Here is a 15,544-nt window from a genome sequence, read left to right as displayed (position 1 = left end):
CGAGCATATCACGAAAAAATGCCTCATCCATATTTGCTATGCTCGGGACATGAAAACGACAGACGATTTGACTTTCCAGCCGGACTTCCATCGTGCCATCGAATATTTTCGAGGACAGGAGGCCTATCAAACCTCACCTCTGCGGGAGGTTTCCGGTCCCGATGGCCAGACAATCTGGCTGAAAGACGAAACTTCCCGCATGGGACTTGGTGCCTTCAAGGCACTTGGCGGACCTTACGCTGTTGCCCGTCTGATCATGCAGGGCTGGACGGCCGAAACGGGTGAGGAAATCGAGGCCTCCCGATTGAAGGATGCGGATCTGCGCGCCTTCGCCTCAGGGCAGACCTTTGTCTGTGCCAGTGCCGGCAATCATGGCCTTGGTGTTGCTGCGGGAGCGCAGGCACTCGGTGCCAGGGCGCGGATCTTTCTCGCCAAAACGGTGCCGCAAAGCTTCGATGAACGCCTTGCAGAACGTGGGGCCGAGGTCGTCCGGGCGGGGGAAACCTATGACGATAGCGTTGCTGAAGCAATTGCCGATGCAGATCGCACCGGGGCGACCCTGCTCGCTGACGGAACCTGGCCAGGCTATACGGATATTCCGAAACTGGTGATGGAAGGCTACACGGTCATAGCCGAGGAACTGCGCTCGAATTTCGAAACCACCGGCATCTGGCCGACACATGTCTATCTTCAGGCAGGTGTTGGCGGACTCGCCGCCGCGATGGCTCACATGATCCGCAGGAACTGGGCAGAGCAGCCGGAACTGATTGTCGTCGAACCGGAAGCTGCGCCGTGTCTGGTTGCAAGCCATGAGGCAGGAAAGCCGGTTCGGGCAGACGGACCGGACAGCAACATGGGGCGTCTCGATTGCAAGGAGCCTTCTATCGTTGCCTGGCAGACGCTGGAACGCTCCGGCGTGCGCTTTGTGACATTGACCGAAGACGAGGGGGAAGCTGCCGCACGAGCGGTGACGGGGCTGGGTATGGCAACGACGCCGTCAGGAGCAGCGGGATATGCCGCGCTTTGCAAGGAGTTTCCGGAAGGCGCTCCCCGGGCAGAATTTCGACCGTTGGTGATTATTTCCGAAGGTCCCGCCTGAGTGATGAGAGAAAACAAAATGACAGTGAACATTGACAGTGAGCAGTTGCTTACACGTCTGAAGGTTCTCGGCAATACAGGACGGGAGGAGGGGCGTTTGTCGCGTCTGGCCGCCTCGGAAGCTGACAAGGCGGGACGCGATCAACTCGTCACCTGGCTGGAAGAAGCAGGACTTGAAGTGCATGTGGACAGGATAGGCAATGTCTTCGGTGTCTGGAATGTCCCGGGTGACAAAGCTCCTTTGATGATGGGCAGCCACATCGACACCGTAATCAATGCCGGAATATTCGATGGTTGCTATGGCGTGTTGTCAGCTCTTTCTGTCATTGAGGCAATGCGCACTGCAGGTGTTGAGCCTGATCGGCCGTTGATGGTTGGTGCGTTCACGAATGAAGAAGGTGTGCGCTATGCCCCTGATATGATGGGGTCTCTGGTCTATGCAGGCGGCATGGATACCGACGCCGCGCTGGCCGTGATCGGCAATGACGAAACCGTTCTCGGCGAAGAGCTGGCACGTATCGGTTATGCCGGTGACATGGAGCCCGGCAGCATCGTGCCCTCGGCCTTTATTGAAGCGCACATCGAGCAGGGTCCGGTGCTGGAAGCGGAAAACCAGCTGATGGGAGCTGTGGTCAACCTCCAGGGTATCTCCTGGCAGAAGGTCACCATCCGGGGGGAGGCCAACCATGCCGGGACCACTCCCACTCACTTGCGCACGGATGCCGGTTTGGCGGCAGCCAAGGTCATCACCTTCCTTCGGCAACTGGTCGAGAACTCCGACAGTGTTGCCACGGTTGGAACAATCCGGCTCGGGCCGAATGCGATCAATGTCATTCCTGATTTTGCGGAATTCACGGTCGACCTGCGCGACCCGGACGAAGCGACGCTGAAAGCACGGGAAGTTGCCCTTTCTGAATTCCTTTCCGAGCTTGAAAGGCAGGATGGAGTAAGTGTGCAGAAAAAAACACTGGCGAGGTTTGAGCCGGTCACTTTTGATCCGGAGATCGTTGGCATCATCGAAGAATGTGCAGCCGCACGTCAGTTATCCTGCCGTCGAATGACATCCGGGGCCGGTCACGATGCGCAGATGATGGCGCGGATCTGCCCCACCGCGATGATCTTCGTTCCAAGCCGCAAGGGCATTAGCCACAATCCACTGGAGCACACGGACGACGCTTCTCTGATAGCCGGAGCGCAAGTGTTGCTCGATACGGCAATGCGCATTGTCGCAAGGTAACTCCATTCGTCTTCCAACTCTCAGATCGCGCTGAGAAGGCTTGGTGACAGGAGAAGAGATCCGAGCCAGGAGGATTTGAGCTGCAAACCAAAAATGCAGCCTCCTCACGTTTCAACCGCGGCGGCGTCTTCGCCGCCGCTCGCTTCCGGAGTTGTCCTGATCTGCGAGCTGTTTCGGCTCAGGCAGTCCCACTTCCGAACGAAGGTGCGGGAACGGGTCGACCTTGTTGGGTAGCGCCATTGCATTGACGAAATGCTCCTGGAACTTCGGCTCCAGCGCGGTTTCGATCTTTTCGATGTCCCGGACAGTCTGTTCGATTTCGCGCCGATACCCCCTGTTGAGGAGTGCCATGCGTGCTCCGGTTCCAGCGGCATTGCCGACACCTGAAACGCCATCGAGAGGGCAATCGGGGAGGAGACCGAGGATCATCGCGTATTTCGGATCGATGTAGCTGCCGAAGGCACCCGCAAGACGGATGCGATCGAGTTCATAGGTGCCCAGCTTGTCCTGAAGCAGTTTGACGCCGGCGTAGAGTGCACCCTTGGCCAGCTGGATCGCGCGAATGTCCGTCTGGAGAATAGAGATTTCCACGCCGTCATCTGCGATCAGGTAAGAGAACGTCCTTCCTTGAGACTTTACGCGCGATGTCCGTTCAGCCATCGAGCCATCAATGACGCCATCTTCGGTAATCAGACCGGCAAGATACATCTCTGCGACGGCCTCGATGATACCGGAGCCGCAGATTCCGGTGACGCCGACGCTGTCGACCTTTTCGGCGAACCCGTCTTCGTCCGACCATTCATCGACGCCGATCACCTTGAAGCGGGGTTCCAGCGTGTCCTTGTCGATACGGATGCGCTCGATTGCGCCCGGTGCTGCGCGCTGTCCGGAGGAAATCTCCGCGCCTTCAAAGGCAGGTCCCGTCGGCGAGGACGCTGCCAGCAACCGGTTCTTGTTGCCCAGGACGATTTCCGCGTTTGTGCCGACATCGACCAGGAGCGTGATCTCTTCGTGCGTGTAAGGGCTCTCGGAGAGGGTTGCGGCCGCCGCGTCCGCTCCGACATGCCCCGCGATGCAGGGCAACATATAGACGCGCGCGCCCGGATTGAGTTCCAGATCGAGATCGCGTGCATGCAGCACCATCGCATCGGATGCTGCCAGTGCGAATGGCGCACCGCCCAGTTCGATCGGATCGATCCCCAGAAACAGATGATGCATCACCGGGTTGCCGACGAAAGTGGCGTCGAGCACGTCACTTCGTTCGGCGCCGACATCTGCAACGAGTTTCCCGATCAGGGCATTGATTGCGTCGCGCACGGCCTTGGTGAGATCGGGCAGCTTCGAGGGGTTCATCTGCACATAGGACACCCGCGACATCAGGTCTTCACCGAAGCGGATCTGAGGATTGGACGTTCCCGCGGAAGAGACGGTTCGACCGTTTCTGAGATTGCAGAGATGCGCGGCGATTGTCGTTGAGCCGATGTCGACGGCCAGACCGTAGGCCACCTTCTTCTCACCCGGCCAAAGGGCAACGAGAACTGGTGGCTGAAGTTCGTCGTTGTAGATTGCAGCGGTGACCGTCCACTTGCCTTTGCGCAAAATCGTCTGGACCAGTGGCAACAGGACGGGATCGACCATAAGGCCCGTGAGACCGGTCTCCTCGTTCAGAGCCTCGCGCAGGCGATCAATGTCACCGCGTGGAGTTTCCATATCCGGTTCGGGAAGCGCAATCGTTACGAGTGAAACCGCGCTGTCCGGATTGATGTGTTTGGCTTCCGCCCGCTTGCGCACGACTTGCCGGTTGGTCTGCGCGTCGGTCGGTACGTCCACGACCAGATCGCCCAGGATTTTGGCCTGGCAGGAAAGGCGCCGGTCGGCGGGCAGTTTGCGCAAAGTGGCATAACGCGTTTCTGCTTCGGTCGCTTCTTCCAGATTTTCCGCAGCGCTGGTCAGGTTCTCCTTGGCAAAATTGCCTTCCGATACGGAGATCTGACAGCGTCCGCAAATCCCGCGCCCGCCACAGACGGATTCCACATAGACCCCGAGTGACCGGGCTGCGTCCAGAAGCGGTGTTCCGACCGCGAAAGTGCCCCTTCTGCCGCTGGGCTGAAAAACGACTTTGGCGAGTTTGGTCTCTTCGGTCATCTGGTCCGGTAGCTCGGTTTAAGTGTCGCTTCCTGAAGCGCAAAACCCCTCCCCAACGGGGAGGGGATCGCGTTTGAGAGTTCATGCCCGGGCAGGGAGGACGCCCCGGCACTTTCCCTCAGTTTCCTATCCTGCAGATCTTCTTGCAGCACGTCCACCACGGCGGCGTCCACCCGCGGCTACCCCACCTTCTGCCGGAGCGGCGGATGACCCGGTCGCTGCAGGTTGATGGTCACGATAGGTCATGATCCATTCCTGGCAGTTCGGGTCGGTTCCATTGAGCACATTGGCCGCCCGTACGGCTTCCATTTCCTGAGGCCGGCAAGGGTTCATGATCGCCGAGGTCATGCCGGCGCCGATCACCATCGGAATGAACCCGGCATTGATGCCGTGGCGGTGTGGCAGGCCGAAGGAAATGTTGGAAAGGCCACACGTGGTGTTGACCTTCAGTTCCTCGCGCAGGCGGCGCAGGAGCTGGAACACCTGCTGACCGGCGGTGCCCATCGCACCGATCGGCATGACGAGCGGGTCCACGACAATGTCGTGCGCGGGAATGCCGTAATCGGCAGCGCGCTCGACGATCTTCTTGGCAACAGCAAATCGTACGTCTGGATCTTCCGAAATGCCGGTTTCGTCATTGGAGATCGCGACCACAGGCACGTCGTATTTCTTGACCAGAGGCAGAATGGCCTCGAGTTTTTCCTCTTCGCCCGTCACCGAGTTGACCAGAGGACGGCCCTTGGCAACCTCGAGACCTGCCTTGATCGCTTCGGAAACAGATGAATCGATTGCTAAAGGAACATCCGTAAGCTCTTGAACAATCTCAAGAGTTTTGACCATGAGCGGCGGTTCGGTCTCGTTCGGGTTAACGGCAGTGACACCGGCGTTGATGTCGAGCATGGTCGCGCCTGCTGCAACCTGAGCGATTGCATCGGCCTTGACGGTTTCGAAGTTTCCTTCGACCATTTCGGCCGCCAGCTTCTTGCGGCCGGTCGGGTTGATCCGCTCACCGATGACGCAGAACGGCTGATCAAAACCGATTACGATTTCCTTGGTTGCGGATGCGACGACAGTACGGGTCATTTATGCGCTCTCGTTGGCGGTCATTGAGGATTGGGTTTGAAAGGACCAGCTCCCACGGCTGTGCAGCCAGTCCGCAGTCTTTTGGATCCCGCCAAACGGGTAGACGTGGATCTGCTCAAGCTGTGAGGTCGGCTGGCTGGTGACACGGGTTTCCAGCGGCTCCACCATTGTGTTCGGGTCATAGCCGGACAGCATGGAGACGACAGCACCGCCACGCTTTTTCAGGAAGTTCAGCGAGTTCTCAACTCCGGCAAAGGCTGCGTATTTCAGGAGTGTTGTCATTTTGGCCGGTCCCGCAACGCCGATGTGGACAGGGAACTGATTGCCCCATTCACGCAGTTCATCCAGCCACAGGCTGACCCGATGTGGATCGAACCCGAACTGTGTGACGAGCCGGAACTCAGCATCACTGTCTGCGGCAAGTTCATGCTTGCGTTGAAGAAAGGCCTGGATCACATCCGGCTTGATGTCCGGGGCACCTTCCGGGTGTCCGGCAACGGCAATTTTGTGAATGCCGAGCTTGTCGAAGAGACCGGTTTCCAGCAATGCGACGGAGGAGGTGAGAGGGCCTGCCTTTTCCGCTTCACCGGCAATTGTGAGCACTTCGGTTACGCCGGCTTCCTGAACAAGGCGGGTGATGCGGCGCTCAAACGCTTCCATGGAAGGATAGCGGCGCGCCGCCATATGGGGCACTGCCGTGAGTTTCTTGTCTTTCAAAATACGCGCTGCCGAGACGATCATGTCTTCGGAGGCGTTTCCGAGATCCGTCACGTAAACCTGAGTACCAGCCGGAATATTGGCCAGCAGTTCGGTCTTTTCGACCACCTGCTTCGGCGACATTTCGGTAGAGGCGGCAAGCCGCCCATTCGCCAACAGGCGTTGTTCAGTCATTCTCCGTGCCTCCACTTGCGAGCAGGGTTTTCAGTCTTTCCTTCGGATAGGCGGCTACAAGTTCTTCCAGTGCCGCTTCCGCTTCCGTTTCCAGGTCGTCCGAAACCTCCACAGGATCGGCGCGGCGCCACTCCGCCATATAGGCGTCGCTATCCTTTGCCCCGACCCTCATGGCACAGGCGTCAATTGCTTCCATGAACACGGGCGGCATTTCCCTGCGTGCAGACTTGCGTCCCTTTTTTACAAGGATCTGTGCCGGAATATCCCGCCAGTACACGATGATCTTTTGAGCCATGGTTTCTCGCTCCTCTTGAAAACCATGATTGCCGGATAAGCCCGAATTCAAGTCGCCTGATAGCGGCATCGGCGCGTGAAATTCCGACCTGTCCGAAGGCGATTTCGAGGCATGTGATCTCTCGAGCCGATCTAGGAATGACTATCCAGGAACGGGTCGAGCATTCCGTATCCTGTACGCCGCATCTCAAACGGCAGATCAAGCCGCTTCGCAGCCTCGCGTGCCGCTTCTTCCAGTTTCGGATCATCGGTCTGCGCCAGATAGAGCAGCCGGGTATAATGTTCAAAATACATGTCCCGCAGATGCGGGTGCCAGTCGAGGCCGAGAGGTTCAATGACCATCGTCTGAAAATGGCGGGCGAGGAAATCCGTCAGATAGAATGTTCCAAGCTGATCGTCTTCCAGTTTATCAAATTCTTCAAGACCGGTGAAAAAGGCGTAGCAATGAGCCCCTTCAATTCGTCTCGCTCCGGTTTCCTCCAGAACCTTGTCCAGGAGACCGCCCGTTCCGCAATCGCCATAGGCAACAAGGATGTCAGAATAGACATCCCGATGCAGCATGATCGTGCGCCGGACTTCTTCGGGGATCTTGTCGGGTGTGTTGTGGAGCTTGGCAGGCAGGCAGGTGAGGTCGATGTGATCAAGACCGTTCTGGTCGCGAAGGGCGACGATTTCCCTGGCCAGGGCTCCGCAGGCAATGACAAGAACGCGACCGATTTTGTCGTTCGCGTTCTCCTCCGTTTCAATCGGAAAAAGAGGCTCGCCCGTCTGCATGTCGGCAGCCCCCTCCAACTCTGGGTTCAGCCTTTGCTGGCCAACTGGTTGTGACGGCGGGCAATCAGGTCTTTCGCCATCTCAACCGCGACGGCAGCGTCCCGGCAGTATCCGTCAGCCCCAACGGCTTCACCAAATTCCTCGTTCAGCGGGGCGCCGCCGACAAGCACGATGTAGTCGTCGCGAATTCCCTTTGCCTTCATCTCATCGATGACGACCTTCATGTAAGGCATGGTGGTGGTCAGAAGAGCCGACATGCCGAGGATCTCGGGCTGATGCTCTTCCAGGGCGGCCAGGTAGTTTTCGACAGGGTTGTTGATACCGATGTCGATCACTTCGAAACCCGCACCTTCCATCATCATGGAAACGAGGTTCTTGCCGATGTCGTGAATGTCGCCCTTGACGGTGCCGATCACCATCTTGCCGACTTTCGGTGCGCCGGTTTCTGCAAGCAGTGGACGCAGGATGTTCATGCCAGACTTCATGGCGTTTGCGGACAGCAGCACTTCCGGCACGAACAGAATGCCATCACGGAAGTCGACACCGACAATCCGCATGCCTTCCACGAGAGCTTTGGTCAGGACATCGTAAGGCGCCCAACCGCGCTCCAGCAGGATGTTGACAGCATCTTCGATTTCTTCCTGAAGACCGTCATAGAGGTCATCATGCATCTGCTCGACAAGTTCGTCGTCGGAGAGGGAGGCGAGATCGATATCTTCTTCATCGGACATTGGCAGCTCCAACAGGCGCAAAGAGAGTTCAACTTAGTGAAAAACCTTATGCCTCAAGCTGGAATTGCCGATATCTTCAAAGCGACACCGCCAGTCGTTTACGCGACAGGGAGGTAACGCTTGCGGGAGTTGGAGCGGAAATCGTTCATTGCATGAAAAATTCAGGTGTATTTAGATCGGTTTGTACCAGAAATGGAAACTTGAGATGGCAAGGCGGACGGCAATCACTGCAAGCTTGGGTTTGGCGCTTGTCTTGAGCGCCTGCCAGTCACTCGGTGGCGGCGTCGATGTGGTTCACAAGACCGGATCGACTTTCGCACAGCGGCAGGGGGTGATTGACGCCTGTCAGGTTGCGGCTCTCAAGGACGTTCCGCCAGCATATGAGACGCGGATTGTAGGTGGTTATGGAGGCGGTTTTGGACCGCGCTATTGTGCGGGCTGGGCCTGCTACGGGTATCGCGGCTATGCCGCGCCGCCAACGACTGTCAGCTTTGATCCGAACGATCCTTTGAGGGCAAGGCAATTTCAGCGTTGTTTACGCAACAAGGGCTACACCCTCATTTCCCGTCCGGTGTGTACCACCGAACAGGAAGCAAACGCCTACAGAAATGAAAAACGGCAGGCGCCTGCCTCGAGCATTTCCTGCGTTGCAGGCGAGCCTCGCTTGCAACGCAGGTGGGTCAGAACCCAGTGAGCCGGAAGAGACCGGAAAAGATCATGGATAGGACGTTTCGTCCAATGAGAGGGTTCGTGACATCCTTTCTGGTGATCGTTTCGAAACCTCGGGAGGTGCTTCGCAAACTTCATCGGCGAGTCTTTTTTGTTAATCGCTTCTTTTGTTCTATTGGTAGTTGTGGTGAGGTGTCTGGAATAAATTTGAGTGTCTGAATGAAGTTGAAGCCTTTATTGTTGCTGTTCTTTCTGTCGGCAGGGTCAGCAGTATTAGCCAGCCAAGTCGCGGGGCAAGAGACCTTCCCAATGCCCTCGGAAAAGCAAAAAGCCATTGTCGGGGTGGCGAGGGAAGACGTTGCGCAGGCGCGCCGTGCCTTTTCCGGATACAGGCTGGGCTTGGAACGGAAACTGGAAGTGTATCGCGCTTTGCAGGAACTTGGATATGCGAGTGAAGACCTGGAAGTGCCGGACTTTATGTTGCGAAAGAGCACGATTCAGGCAGTCACGGACTTTCAGCTGGCAATTGGAGCCAAACCAACTGGATTTTTGACCAGGGAACAATTCCAGTCGCTTCAGAGTGTGTCTGAACGGCCTCGACTGAAGGTTCTCAAGGAAAGCGACAACGCTAAAACAGCCTTTGAAAACCTGAATTTGAGTTGTGAAGCTAAACGGGTTTTGTACCGTGCCCTTTATTCGCTGGGTCACACGACCAGACGAACCGCATTTCCGGACTTTCTATCAGATGAAAACGTTATTGCCGGCGTAGCCGCTTTCCAGAACAAGATCGGGGCGTCTGCTACCGGCTTCCTTACGAAGGTTCAAGTCAGGCAACTTCGGATCAATGCAGGAAAGTCCTACTTGTGGGAACACCGGGAATGCACGCCTGACCGAATGTTGTTTCCCATGAGGGAATGGTACGCAGGCGGGTACTCCGATTCCGACAAGCAGGAAATCTTCGACATTCTGCAGAAGCAGGGGTTTCTGAAGGGGGACCGGCTTTCAAACAGTCTCTCGAACAGCGACAACAAGAAAGCTGTTCGCAGCTATCAGGCGAGCATTGGTGCTGAAGAAACGGGGTACCTGACAAGCAGACAGGCAGACGGCGTGTTGCATGGATGGCAGCCCTTGACACCCAAGCAGAAATGGATAGCCCTCGAGATTTCTCACGAAACGAAGAAGAAACTTTACACGGCATTGTTTGATCTGGGACACGTGAGAGGCGCGGTTCCCATAATTGACTTCACCTTCAACGAGAATTTGATACGCGCGGTAAGTAGTTTCCAGTCGTTGGCAGGGCTTCCTTCGACCGGATACCTCACCAAATCTGAGGTGGACCGGCTTCTGGCACATGAAATCAAATTTGCTTCCCTCGAGACCTCGTCAGCCATTGCAAAATGGACGAACCCGGTAAAAGCCTGGCGCTATGAAGATTATTCAACGCGTGAACTGACGCTGATCTATCGAGCGCTTTACAACAGGGGTTTTTTCGTCAACGAGGGCATCACTACCGACCTCACACACCCGGATCTGGTCAGGTACATTCGAAAATACCAAACCTATGTCGCCGCGAACCCGACCGGATACCTGACGCGAAAGCAGATTGCTGATCTGTTGGCAGATCCCGGTAAACCCACTCCGCAGGAACAGCGCCGGACGAAGAGAAGTGGTCTGTTGGCAGCGAACGCATCGAAAGACTTGTCTCCAGCGCGCAATAGCTGGCAGAAGCTCGGATATTCGTTGGATGAGAAGCGAAAAATCTATCGGGCGCTGTTTCATCTCGGCTTGGCAAAATCACCGGAGATGATAACGGATTTTTCGTATCGGATTAATCTGATCGACGTTGTCCGCGCCTACCAGAAACAAAATGGTTTCGTACCAACAGGGTTCCTGACGTCCGAACAAGCCGTAAAGTTGATGAGCCTCAAAGCGCCGCTGTTGCCGAGCGAGCAACAGGAGGCGTTTTTTCAGATCTCGGGACGATCTGCGGTGCTTAGATTTTTCAGGGATCTGGGTTTGCAGGAATACGGGATAAACAATCCTGTTTCGGCGATCGTGAAACGGATTCAGGCCCGATTTGGATATACCGCAGACGGCTATGTATCGTCTGAGCTGTTCGAAAAGGCGCGAACAATTCCACTGCAGGTCGTTCGGGGGTCGCGTCGTCCGCAGACGCTTTACCATGACTCGGAAGAACGCCCTGCCTCAAAAGATTGGGGTCTTTGGAAAAGCCGGACCGAAGAGCTGTGTGAAACATCCACCTATTCCATTCACGAGGATGGTTTCACAGGCAGCTCGTCACCAGCAGGTGTCGCCTTGAGGCGCAGATCAGACTGGAAACAAAATACAGCTAACATCAGTGTCCGTCTGAGGAACTGGAAGCCGGACACAATTGCCGAAATGCGCGTCAACGGTCGACGTTACCTGATCAAGGAAGCCTTTGGGCGGACTTTGTTGGTGTCGAAAGACGGCTTGAGAGTGGGCAACTATAGCAGAAATTACTCGAACCTTATCAGCGGGATGATGCGTGCGAACGGCTTCGAGATAAAGTATGAAACCGACTTCGGGACGAATGTCGTCGTGAGTTTTTCGGCACTCGGTCTGACGAAACAGCTTCGGGCACTCATGAACGCTTGCTGACCGGTCAACAGTTTCATACACGAAAAAGGGCGGGTCGATTGACCCACCCGAGTTAGCTGTTCTGGTCCGAAAGAGCTTAGAACAGACCTTCGATCTGGCCGTTTTCGTCCAGCTTGATGTGGTTGGCGGACGGTACGCGCGGCAGACCCGGCATGGTCATGATCTCTCCGCAGATCACCACGATGAATCCTGCGCCCGCCGACAAGCGTACTTCACGAACCGGCAGGCTGTGACCTGTCGGTGCGCCGCGAAGCTGCGGGTCGGTGGTGAAGGAGTACTGCGTCTTGGCCATGCAGACCGGAAGATCGCCAAAGCCATCGGCTTCCCAGCGCTTCAGCTGGTCGCGGACGGACTTGTCAGCGAGAACCTCATCCGCGCGGTAGATCCGCTTGGCAACAGTTTCGATCTTTTCGAACAGTGACAGACCGTCTTCGTAGAGCGGAGCGAACTGCGCTGCACCGCTTTCGGCCAGCTCAACAACGCGGTTTGCCAGTTCTTCGGTCCCGGCAGAACCGTTGGCCCAGTGCGTTGCCAGGATCGCATCAACACCGAGTTCGGCGCAGTAGTCCTTGACAGCCTGCACTTCAGCTTCAGTGTCGGCGGTGAAGTGGTTGATCGCGACAACGGCGGGAACGCCGAATTGCTTGACGTTTTCGATGTGACGGCCAAGGTTGGAGCAGCCGCTCACGACTGCTTCGACGTTTTCGTTGCCCAGGTCTTCCTTCGCCACTCCGCCGTTCATTTTCAGCGCCTTGATGGTGGCGACGATGACAACAGCGTCCGGGGACAAACCAGCTTTGCGGCATTTGATGTCGAAGAACTTTTCGGCGCCAAGGTCGGCACCGAAACCGGCCTCGGTGACCACATAGTCCGACAGCTTCAATGCGGTCTGGGTGGCGACAACCGAGTTACAGCCGTGCGCGATGTTGGCGAACGGGCCGCCGTGAATGAAGGCCGGGTTGTTTTCCAGGGTCTGAACGAGGTTCGGCTGAAGCGCTTCCTTGAGGAGAACGGTCATTGCACCGTCTGCTTCCAGATCACGTGCGCGGATCGGCGAACGGTCGCGGCGATAGGCGACGATGATGTCACCGAGGCGCTTCTGGAGGTCTTCCAGGTCGGTGGCAAGGCAGAGAATTGCCATGATTTCGGAGGCAACGGTGATATCAAATCCGCCTTCACGCGGGAAGCCGTTGGCAACGCCACCGAGCGAGCAGACAATCGAACGCAGGGCGCGGTCGTTCATGTCGAGCACGCGGCGCCAGGTAACACGGCGCTGGTCGATGCCCAGTTCGTTGCCCCAGTAGATGTGATTCTCGATCAGCGCGGACAGGAGGTTGTGTGCCGAAGTGATCGCGTGGAAGTCACCTGTGAAATGCAGGTTGATGTCTTCCATCGGAACGACCTGGGCGTAGCCGCCACCGGCTGCGCCGCCCTTCATGCCGAAGCAAGGGCCGAGGGACGGCTCACGCAGACAGATCATCGCGTTTTTGCCGATACGGTTGAGGCCGTCACCAAGGCCGACCGTGGTGGTGGTCTTGCCTTCACCGGCCGGCGTCGGATTGATCGCGGTTACGAGGATCAGCTTGCCGTTTTCCTTGCCGTCGAGGCTTTCGATGAAGTCGGCAGAGATCTTGGCTTTGGTGCGGCCGTAAGGCAGCAGAGATTCGTCTGAAATGTTCAGTTTGGCACCGATTTCCTGAATCGGTTTCATCTTCGCTGCGCGAGCAATTTCAATATCGCTTGCCATTTGCTTTCTCCGGGGCGTTTCCAAAAAATAGGGCGTCAAACCAGCGGGATTGCACCGTCTCGACGTTGGCGAAACGCTATTTGAGAAGGCGGTGCAACAAGTGTTCCGAATGCGACAGGATGCGCCTAGGAAGCGACGGGCGGGGTGATCAAAGGAAACCGGCTGATCCGATTAGTGAATTTGTGAAAAAAATGCTTTTCAAATCGCAGGGTTCACAATTGTCGGAAATGTCACCTGACGAAAAGAAAATTTGCAAAATCCGAGCAAACGGATTTTAGTTCCGTCATGACAGATACAGATATTCTTTCCCGACTTCCCGAGCGCTTGAAGAAAGCACGCCGAGCACAAGGTCTCTCACTCGAAGCAGTTGAAAAGCTTTCGGGCGTCTCGCGGTCCATGGTCAGTCAGATCGAACGGGGCGAGTCCAATCCAACGGTTGCAACGCTGTTGAACCTGACCCGAGCGCTTAATGTCGACTTTGCCGGGCTGCTGGGCGAAGAAACCGCAGAAGACAGGGTGGAGATCCTGCATGAGCATCAGACGCCGACCCTGGACCGCGCGGGAGATGGTTGCAAGATCCGCATCCTGTCGCCGCCGCAGGACACGGGACGTCTGGAAGTCTATGAGCTGATCTTTGCCGAGGGGGGACGGCTTGAGAGCAAACCGCATGAACGCGGAACGCGTGAGCAGCTGATTGCGGAAGAGGGGCGACTGCAGGTCACCTCCGGTGTCGCGAAGGGCATCATCAGCAAGGGAGATACCGCCAGGTACGCCGCTGATGTGCCGCACTGTATTGAAGCAATCGAAGGTTCTGCCAAGGCGGTGCTGATGGTCGTTAAGTACTGAACGGGCGTCAGGTACTTTCACAGCTTGCGAGCAGCGCGGAACGGTTGGTTATCCGCATGCGTCCGGGGGCGGTTTCAACCCAGCCGTTCTCCAGAAACGGACGCATGACACGGCGCACGGTCGGGTAGGAAATTCCTGTCATTTCCGCCAGGGACTTCTGACTGAGGACGAACCAGGAAGAGGGCGCTCCACCATCATCGTGTATGAGCAGCCGCATGACAATTGCTCTTGTGTTCTGGCTCGCCGACAGAGAGCTGATGAGGCGAAGGGCCAGCCGGACATTCTGATAAGTCAGCCGGTAAAAATCGGTTATGAGCGTTGGATGTTGCTTGAGCAGAAAGTCGATCGCTGAAGCGTCCAGATGAAGGAGGGCAGCGTCGGTTACGGCACTGATCGTGATCAGTCTTTCCTTCTTGGCCAAGTGGGCAAGGTCGCCGATCCAGTATCCGGGTTCGACCTGATGAAAGGCGACCATTTCGCCAAGCTCGTTCGGATGCGTCAGTTCCACCACACCGTTCAGGACACCGTACAAACCGTCGGAACGTTCACCCGCGCTGTAAACGGCTGACCTTGCTTTGAAGTTTCTGACTTTGCCAAGAGACAGAATCGCTTCCTGCTTGTCCGGCCGGATCTCGGATGCCCAACCGGTCTGGCGGAAAATATCAAGTTGATCGTGTGTATTTGAAAAGTTTTTTTGATGTTCAGTGCTCATTTGATCAATCGTGGTCTGCAGATAACGTTTAGGTAAATATGCATGAGTGTACACGTATTCCAAGAGAGGTGTCTGCTGAAACATCGATAGTTTCAAACGGCAAATTTCTTTGTTTTTTCAGGTTTCCATTAGTTGCATTGAATTTTGATCAGTCGCCCGGTGCGGCACAGAGATTTGTTGAGATTGCAAGCGTATCCGGAAGAGAAATCGTCATCGGTCCCGGTGGTGAGTGTCGCGACGCACAAGTCAAATTCGGCGTTGCAGAGGGCGCTTCGACCTCATGAAATGGCCTTGTCGAAACTGAAACGGATGCGCAGACAAGAGCTGCAACCTTGATCGATGGGTCACTGATCCAACCAGGCTCCCTTCCTGTGCGGTGACGGTAACCCGGTGCGGCGGTGCCACTATAAAAAAGTTCAAGTTGCCGGTCGCCCGATCCGGCGCTTGCTCGGGCAGAGATTGGACCCCACTCCAATCCGGCCCGAGCATTTTTTTTGACTTGGCGCGACTGCGGCCCCAGTGCAGCGGCTCTCCCGGGCCGCCGCACTGGTCGATCACGGAGTGCAGGAAGCCTTCATCATCGGTAGATTTGGGAAGTTCATTGCGGTTTCGGATTTAAATATCCGTAATGTTGGAGGCGTGTTCTTTTATTGCGAATGAAAATCCAGTATAGTGGA

Annotated in this window: 13 protein-coding genes; 5 read left to right on the top strand and 8 right to left on the bottom strand. The window is 56.3% G+C overall.

Features of this window, described 5'->3' with window-relative positions:
• Positions 1–49: 49 nt before the first annotated feature.
• Complete coding sequence (locus ABLQ08_RS01775) at positions 50–1,099, top strand: diaminopropionate ammonia-lyase (protein WP_352938766.1); 1,050 nt, start codon at positions 50–52, stop codon at positions 1,097–1,099.
• Between the two features lie 18 nt (positions 1,100–1,117).
• Positions 1,118–2,335, top strand: coding sequence for a Zn-dependent hydrolase (locus tag ABLQ08_RS01770; RefSeq protein WP_352938763.1), 1,218 nt, complete (start codon positions 1,118–1,120; stop codon positions 2,333–2,335).
• Positions 2,336–2,446: 111 nt separating this feature from the next.
• On the opposite strand, the gene ABLQ08_RS01765 is transcribed toward ABLQ08_RS01770, so the two are convergent.
• The 6 genes from ABLQ08_RS01765 to ABLQ08_RS01740 form a co-directional block, all read right to left on the bottom strand.
• Positions 2,447–4,480: an ASKHA domain-containing protein gene (locus ABLQ08_RS01765; protein ID WP_352938761.1), complete on the bottom strand. Its 2,034-nt coding sequence runs from the start codon at positions 4,478–4,480 to the stop codon at positions 2,447–2,449.
• 126 nt (positions 4,481–4,606) lie between these two features.
• Positions 4,607–5,563, bottom strand: a complete 957-nt coding sequence (locus tag ABLQ08_RS01760) for a methyltetrahydrofolate cobalamin methyltransferase (protein ID WP_352938758.1) — start codon at positions 5,561–5,563, stop codon at positions 4,607–4,609.
• Positions 5,564–6,454: a methylenetetrahydrofolate reductase gene (locus ABLQ08_RS01755; protein ID WP_352938755.1), complete on the bottom strand. Its 891-nt coding sequence runs from the start codon at positions 6,452–6,454 to the stop codon at positions 5,564–5,566.
• On the bottom strand, positions 6,447–6,749 hold the full coding sequence (locus ABLQ08_RS01750; protein WP_352938753.1) for a virulence factor: 303 nt from the start codon (positions 6,747–6,749) through the stop codon (positions 6,447–6,449). Before ABLQ08_RS01750 ends, ABLQ08_RS01755 begins: the two co-directional genes overlap by 8 nt.
• Before the next feature lie 131 nt (positions 6,750–6,880).
• Entirely contained in the window at positions 6,881–7,522 is a 642-nt protein-coding gene (locus tag ABLQ08_RS01745; protein ID WP_352938751.1) for a DUF1638 domain-containing protein, read from the bottom strand.
• Positions 7,523–7,548: 26 nt separating this feature from the next.
• Positions 7,549–8,253, bottom strand: a complete 705-nt coding sequence (locus ABLQ08_RS01740) for a corrinoid protein (RefSeq protein WP_352938749.1) — start codon at positions 8,251–8,253, stop codon at positions 7,549–7,551.
• A 205-nt stretch (positions 8,254–8,458) separates the two neighbouring features.
• Here ABLQ08_RS01740 and ABLQ08_RS01735 point away from each other — a divergent pair, with 205 nt between their 5' ends.
• Positions 8,459–8,947: a hypothetical protein gene (locus tag ABLQ08_RS01735; protein ID WP_352938747.1), complete on the top strand. Its 489-nt coding sequence runs from the start codon at positions 8,459–8,461 to the stop codon at positions 8,945–8,947.
• A 284-nt stretch (positions 8,948–9,231) separates the two neighbouring features.
• On the top strand, positions 9,232–11,562 hold the full coding sequence (locus ABLQ08_RS01730) for a hypothetical protein (RefSeq protein WP_352938745.1): 2,331 nt from the start codon (positions 9,232–9,234) through the stop codon (positions 11,560–11,562).
• 76 nt (positions 11,563–11,638) lie between these two features.
• Here ABLQ08_RS01730 and ABLQ08_RS01725 read toward each other — a convergent pair whose 3' ends face one another.
• Positions 11,639–13,309 (bottom strand): formate--tetrahydrofolate ligase, encoded by a 1,671-nt coding sequence (locus ABLQ08_RS01725; RefSeq protein ID WP_352938742.1) that lies wholly within the window; start codon positions 13,307–13,309, stop codon positions 11,639–11,641.
• A 285-nt stretch (positions 13,310–13,594) separates the two neighbouring features.
• Between ABLQ08_RS01725 and ABLQ08_RS01720 the strand changes: the two genes are divergently transcribed.
• Complete coding sequence (locus ABLQ08_RS01720; RefSeq protein WP_352938741.1) at positions 13,595–14,155, top strand: helix-turn-helix domain-containing protein; 561 nt, start codon at positions 13,595–13,597, stop codon at positions 14,153–14,155.
• A 7-nt stretch (positions 14,156–14,162) separates the two neighbouring features.
• Here the strand turns inward: ABLQ08_RS01720 and ABLQ08_RS01715 are convergent, their stop codons facing one another.
• Positions 14,163–14,867: a Crp/Fnr family transcriptional regulator gene (locus ABLQ08_RS01715; RefSeq protein WP_352938739.1), complete on the bottom strand. Its 705-nt coding sequence runs from the start codon at positions 14,865–14,867 to the stop codon at positions 14,163–14,165.
• Positions 14,868–15,544: the final 677 nt, after the last annotated feature.

This window comes from Roseibium sp. SCP14 (assembly GCF_040329475.1).
In the GTDB taxonomy this organism is placed as follows: domain Bacteria; phylum Pseudomonadota; class Alphaproteobacteria; order Rhizobiales; family Stappiaceae; genus Roseibium.
This window is presented reverse-complemented; position numbering and strand designations above follow the sequence as displayed.

What these genes read in the sequence shown, in the direction of transcription:
- ABLQ08_RS01735 (WP_352938747.1), top strand. Translation starts at nt 8,459, where the DNA reads ATGGCAAGGCGGACGGCAATCACTGCAAGCTTGGGTTTGGCGCTTGTC.
- ABLQ08_RS01755 (WP_352938755.1), bottom strand. Translation starts at nt 6,454, where the DNA reads ATGACTGAACAACGCCTGTTGGCGAATGGGCGGCTTGCCGCCTCTACC.
- ABLQ08_RS01745 (WP_352938751.1), bottom strand. Translation starts at nt 7,522, where the DNA reads ATGCAGACGGGCGAGCCTCTTTTTCCGATTGAAACGGAGGAGAACGCG.
- ABLQ08_RS01775 (WP_352938766.1), top strand. Translation starts at nt 50, where the DNA reads ATGAAAACGACAGACGATTTGACTTTCCAGCCGGACTTCCATCGTGCC.
- ABLQ08_RS01750 (WP_352938753.1), bottom strand. Translation starts at nt 6,749, where the DNA reads ATGGCTCAAAAGATCATCGTGTACTGGCGGGATATTCCGGCACAGATC.
- ABLQ08_RS01725 (WP_352938742.1), bottom strand. Translation starts at nt 13,309, where the DNA reads ATGGCAAGCGATATTGAAATTGCTCGCGCAGCGAAGATGAAACCGATT.
- ABLQ08_RS01715 (WP_352938739.1), bottom strand. Translation starts at nt 14,867, where the DNA reads ATGAGCACTGAACATCAAAAAAACTTTTCAAATACACACGATCAACTT.
- ABLQ08_RS01765 (WP_352938761.1), bottom strand. Translation starts at nt 4,480, where the DNA reads ATGACCGAAGAGACCAAACTCGCCAAAGTCGTTTTTCAGCCCAGCGGC.
- ABLQ08_RS01720 (WP_352938741.1), top strand. Translation starts at nt 13,595, where the DNA reads ATGACAGATACAGATATTCTTTCCCGACTTCCCGAGCGCTTGAAGAAA.
- ABLQ08_RS01770 (WP_352938763.1), top strand. Translation starts at nt 1,118, where the DNA reads ATGACAGTGAACATTGACAGTGAGCAGTTGCTTACACGTCTGAAGGTT.
- ABLQ08_RS01740 (WP_352938749.1), bottom strand. Translation starts at nt 8,253, where the DNA reads ATGTCCGATGAAGAAGATATCGATCTCGCCTCCCTCTCCGACGACGAA.
- ABLQ08_RS01760 (WP_352938758.1), bottom strand. Translation starts at nt 5,563, where the DNA reads ATGACCCGTACTGTCGTCGCATCCGCAACCAAGGAAATCGTAATCGGT.
- ABLQ08_RS01730 (WP_352938745.1), top strand. Translation starts at nt 9,232, where the DNA reads ATGCCCTCGGAAAAGCAAAAAGCCATTGTCGGGGTGGCGAGGGAAGAC.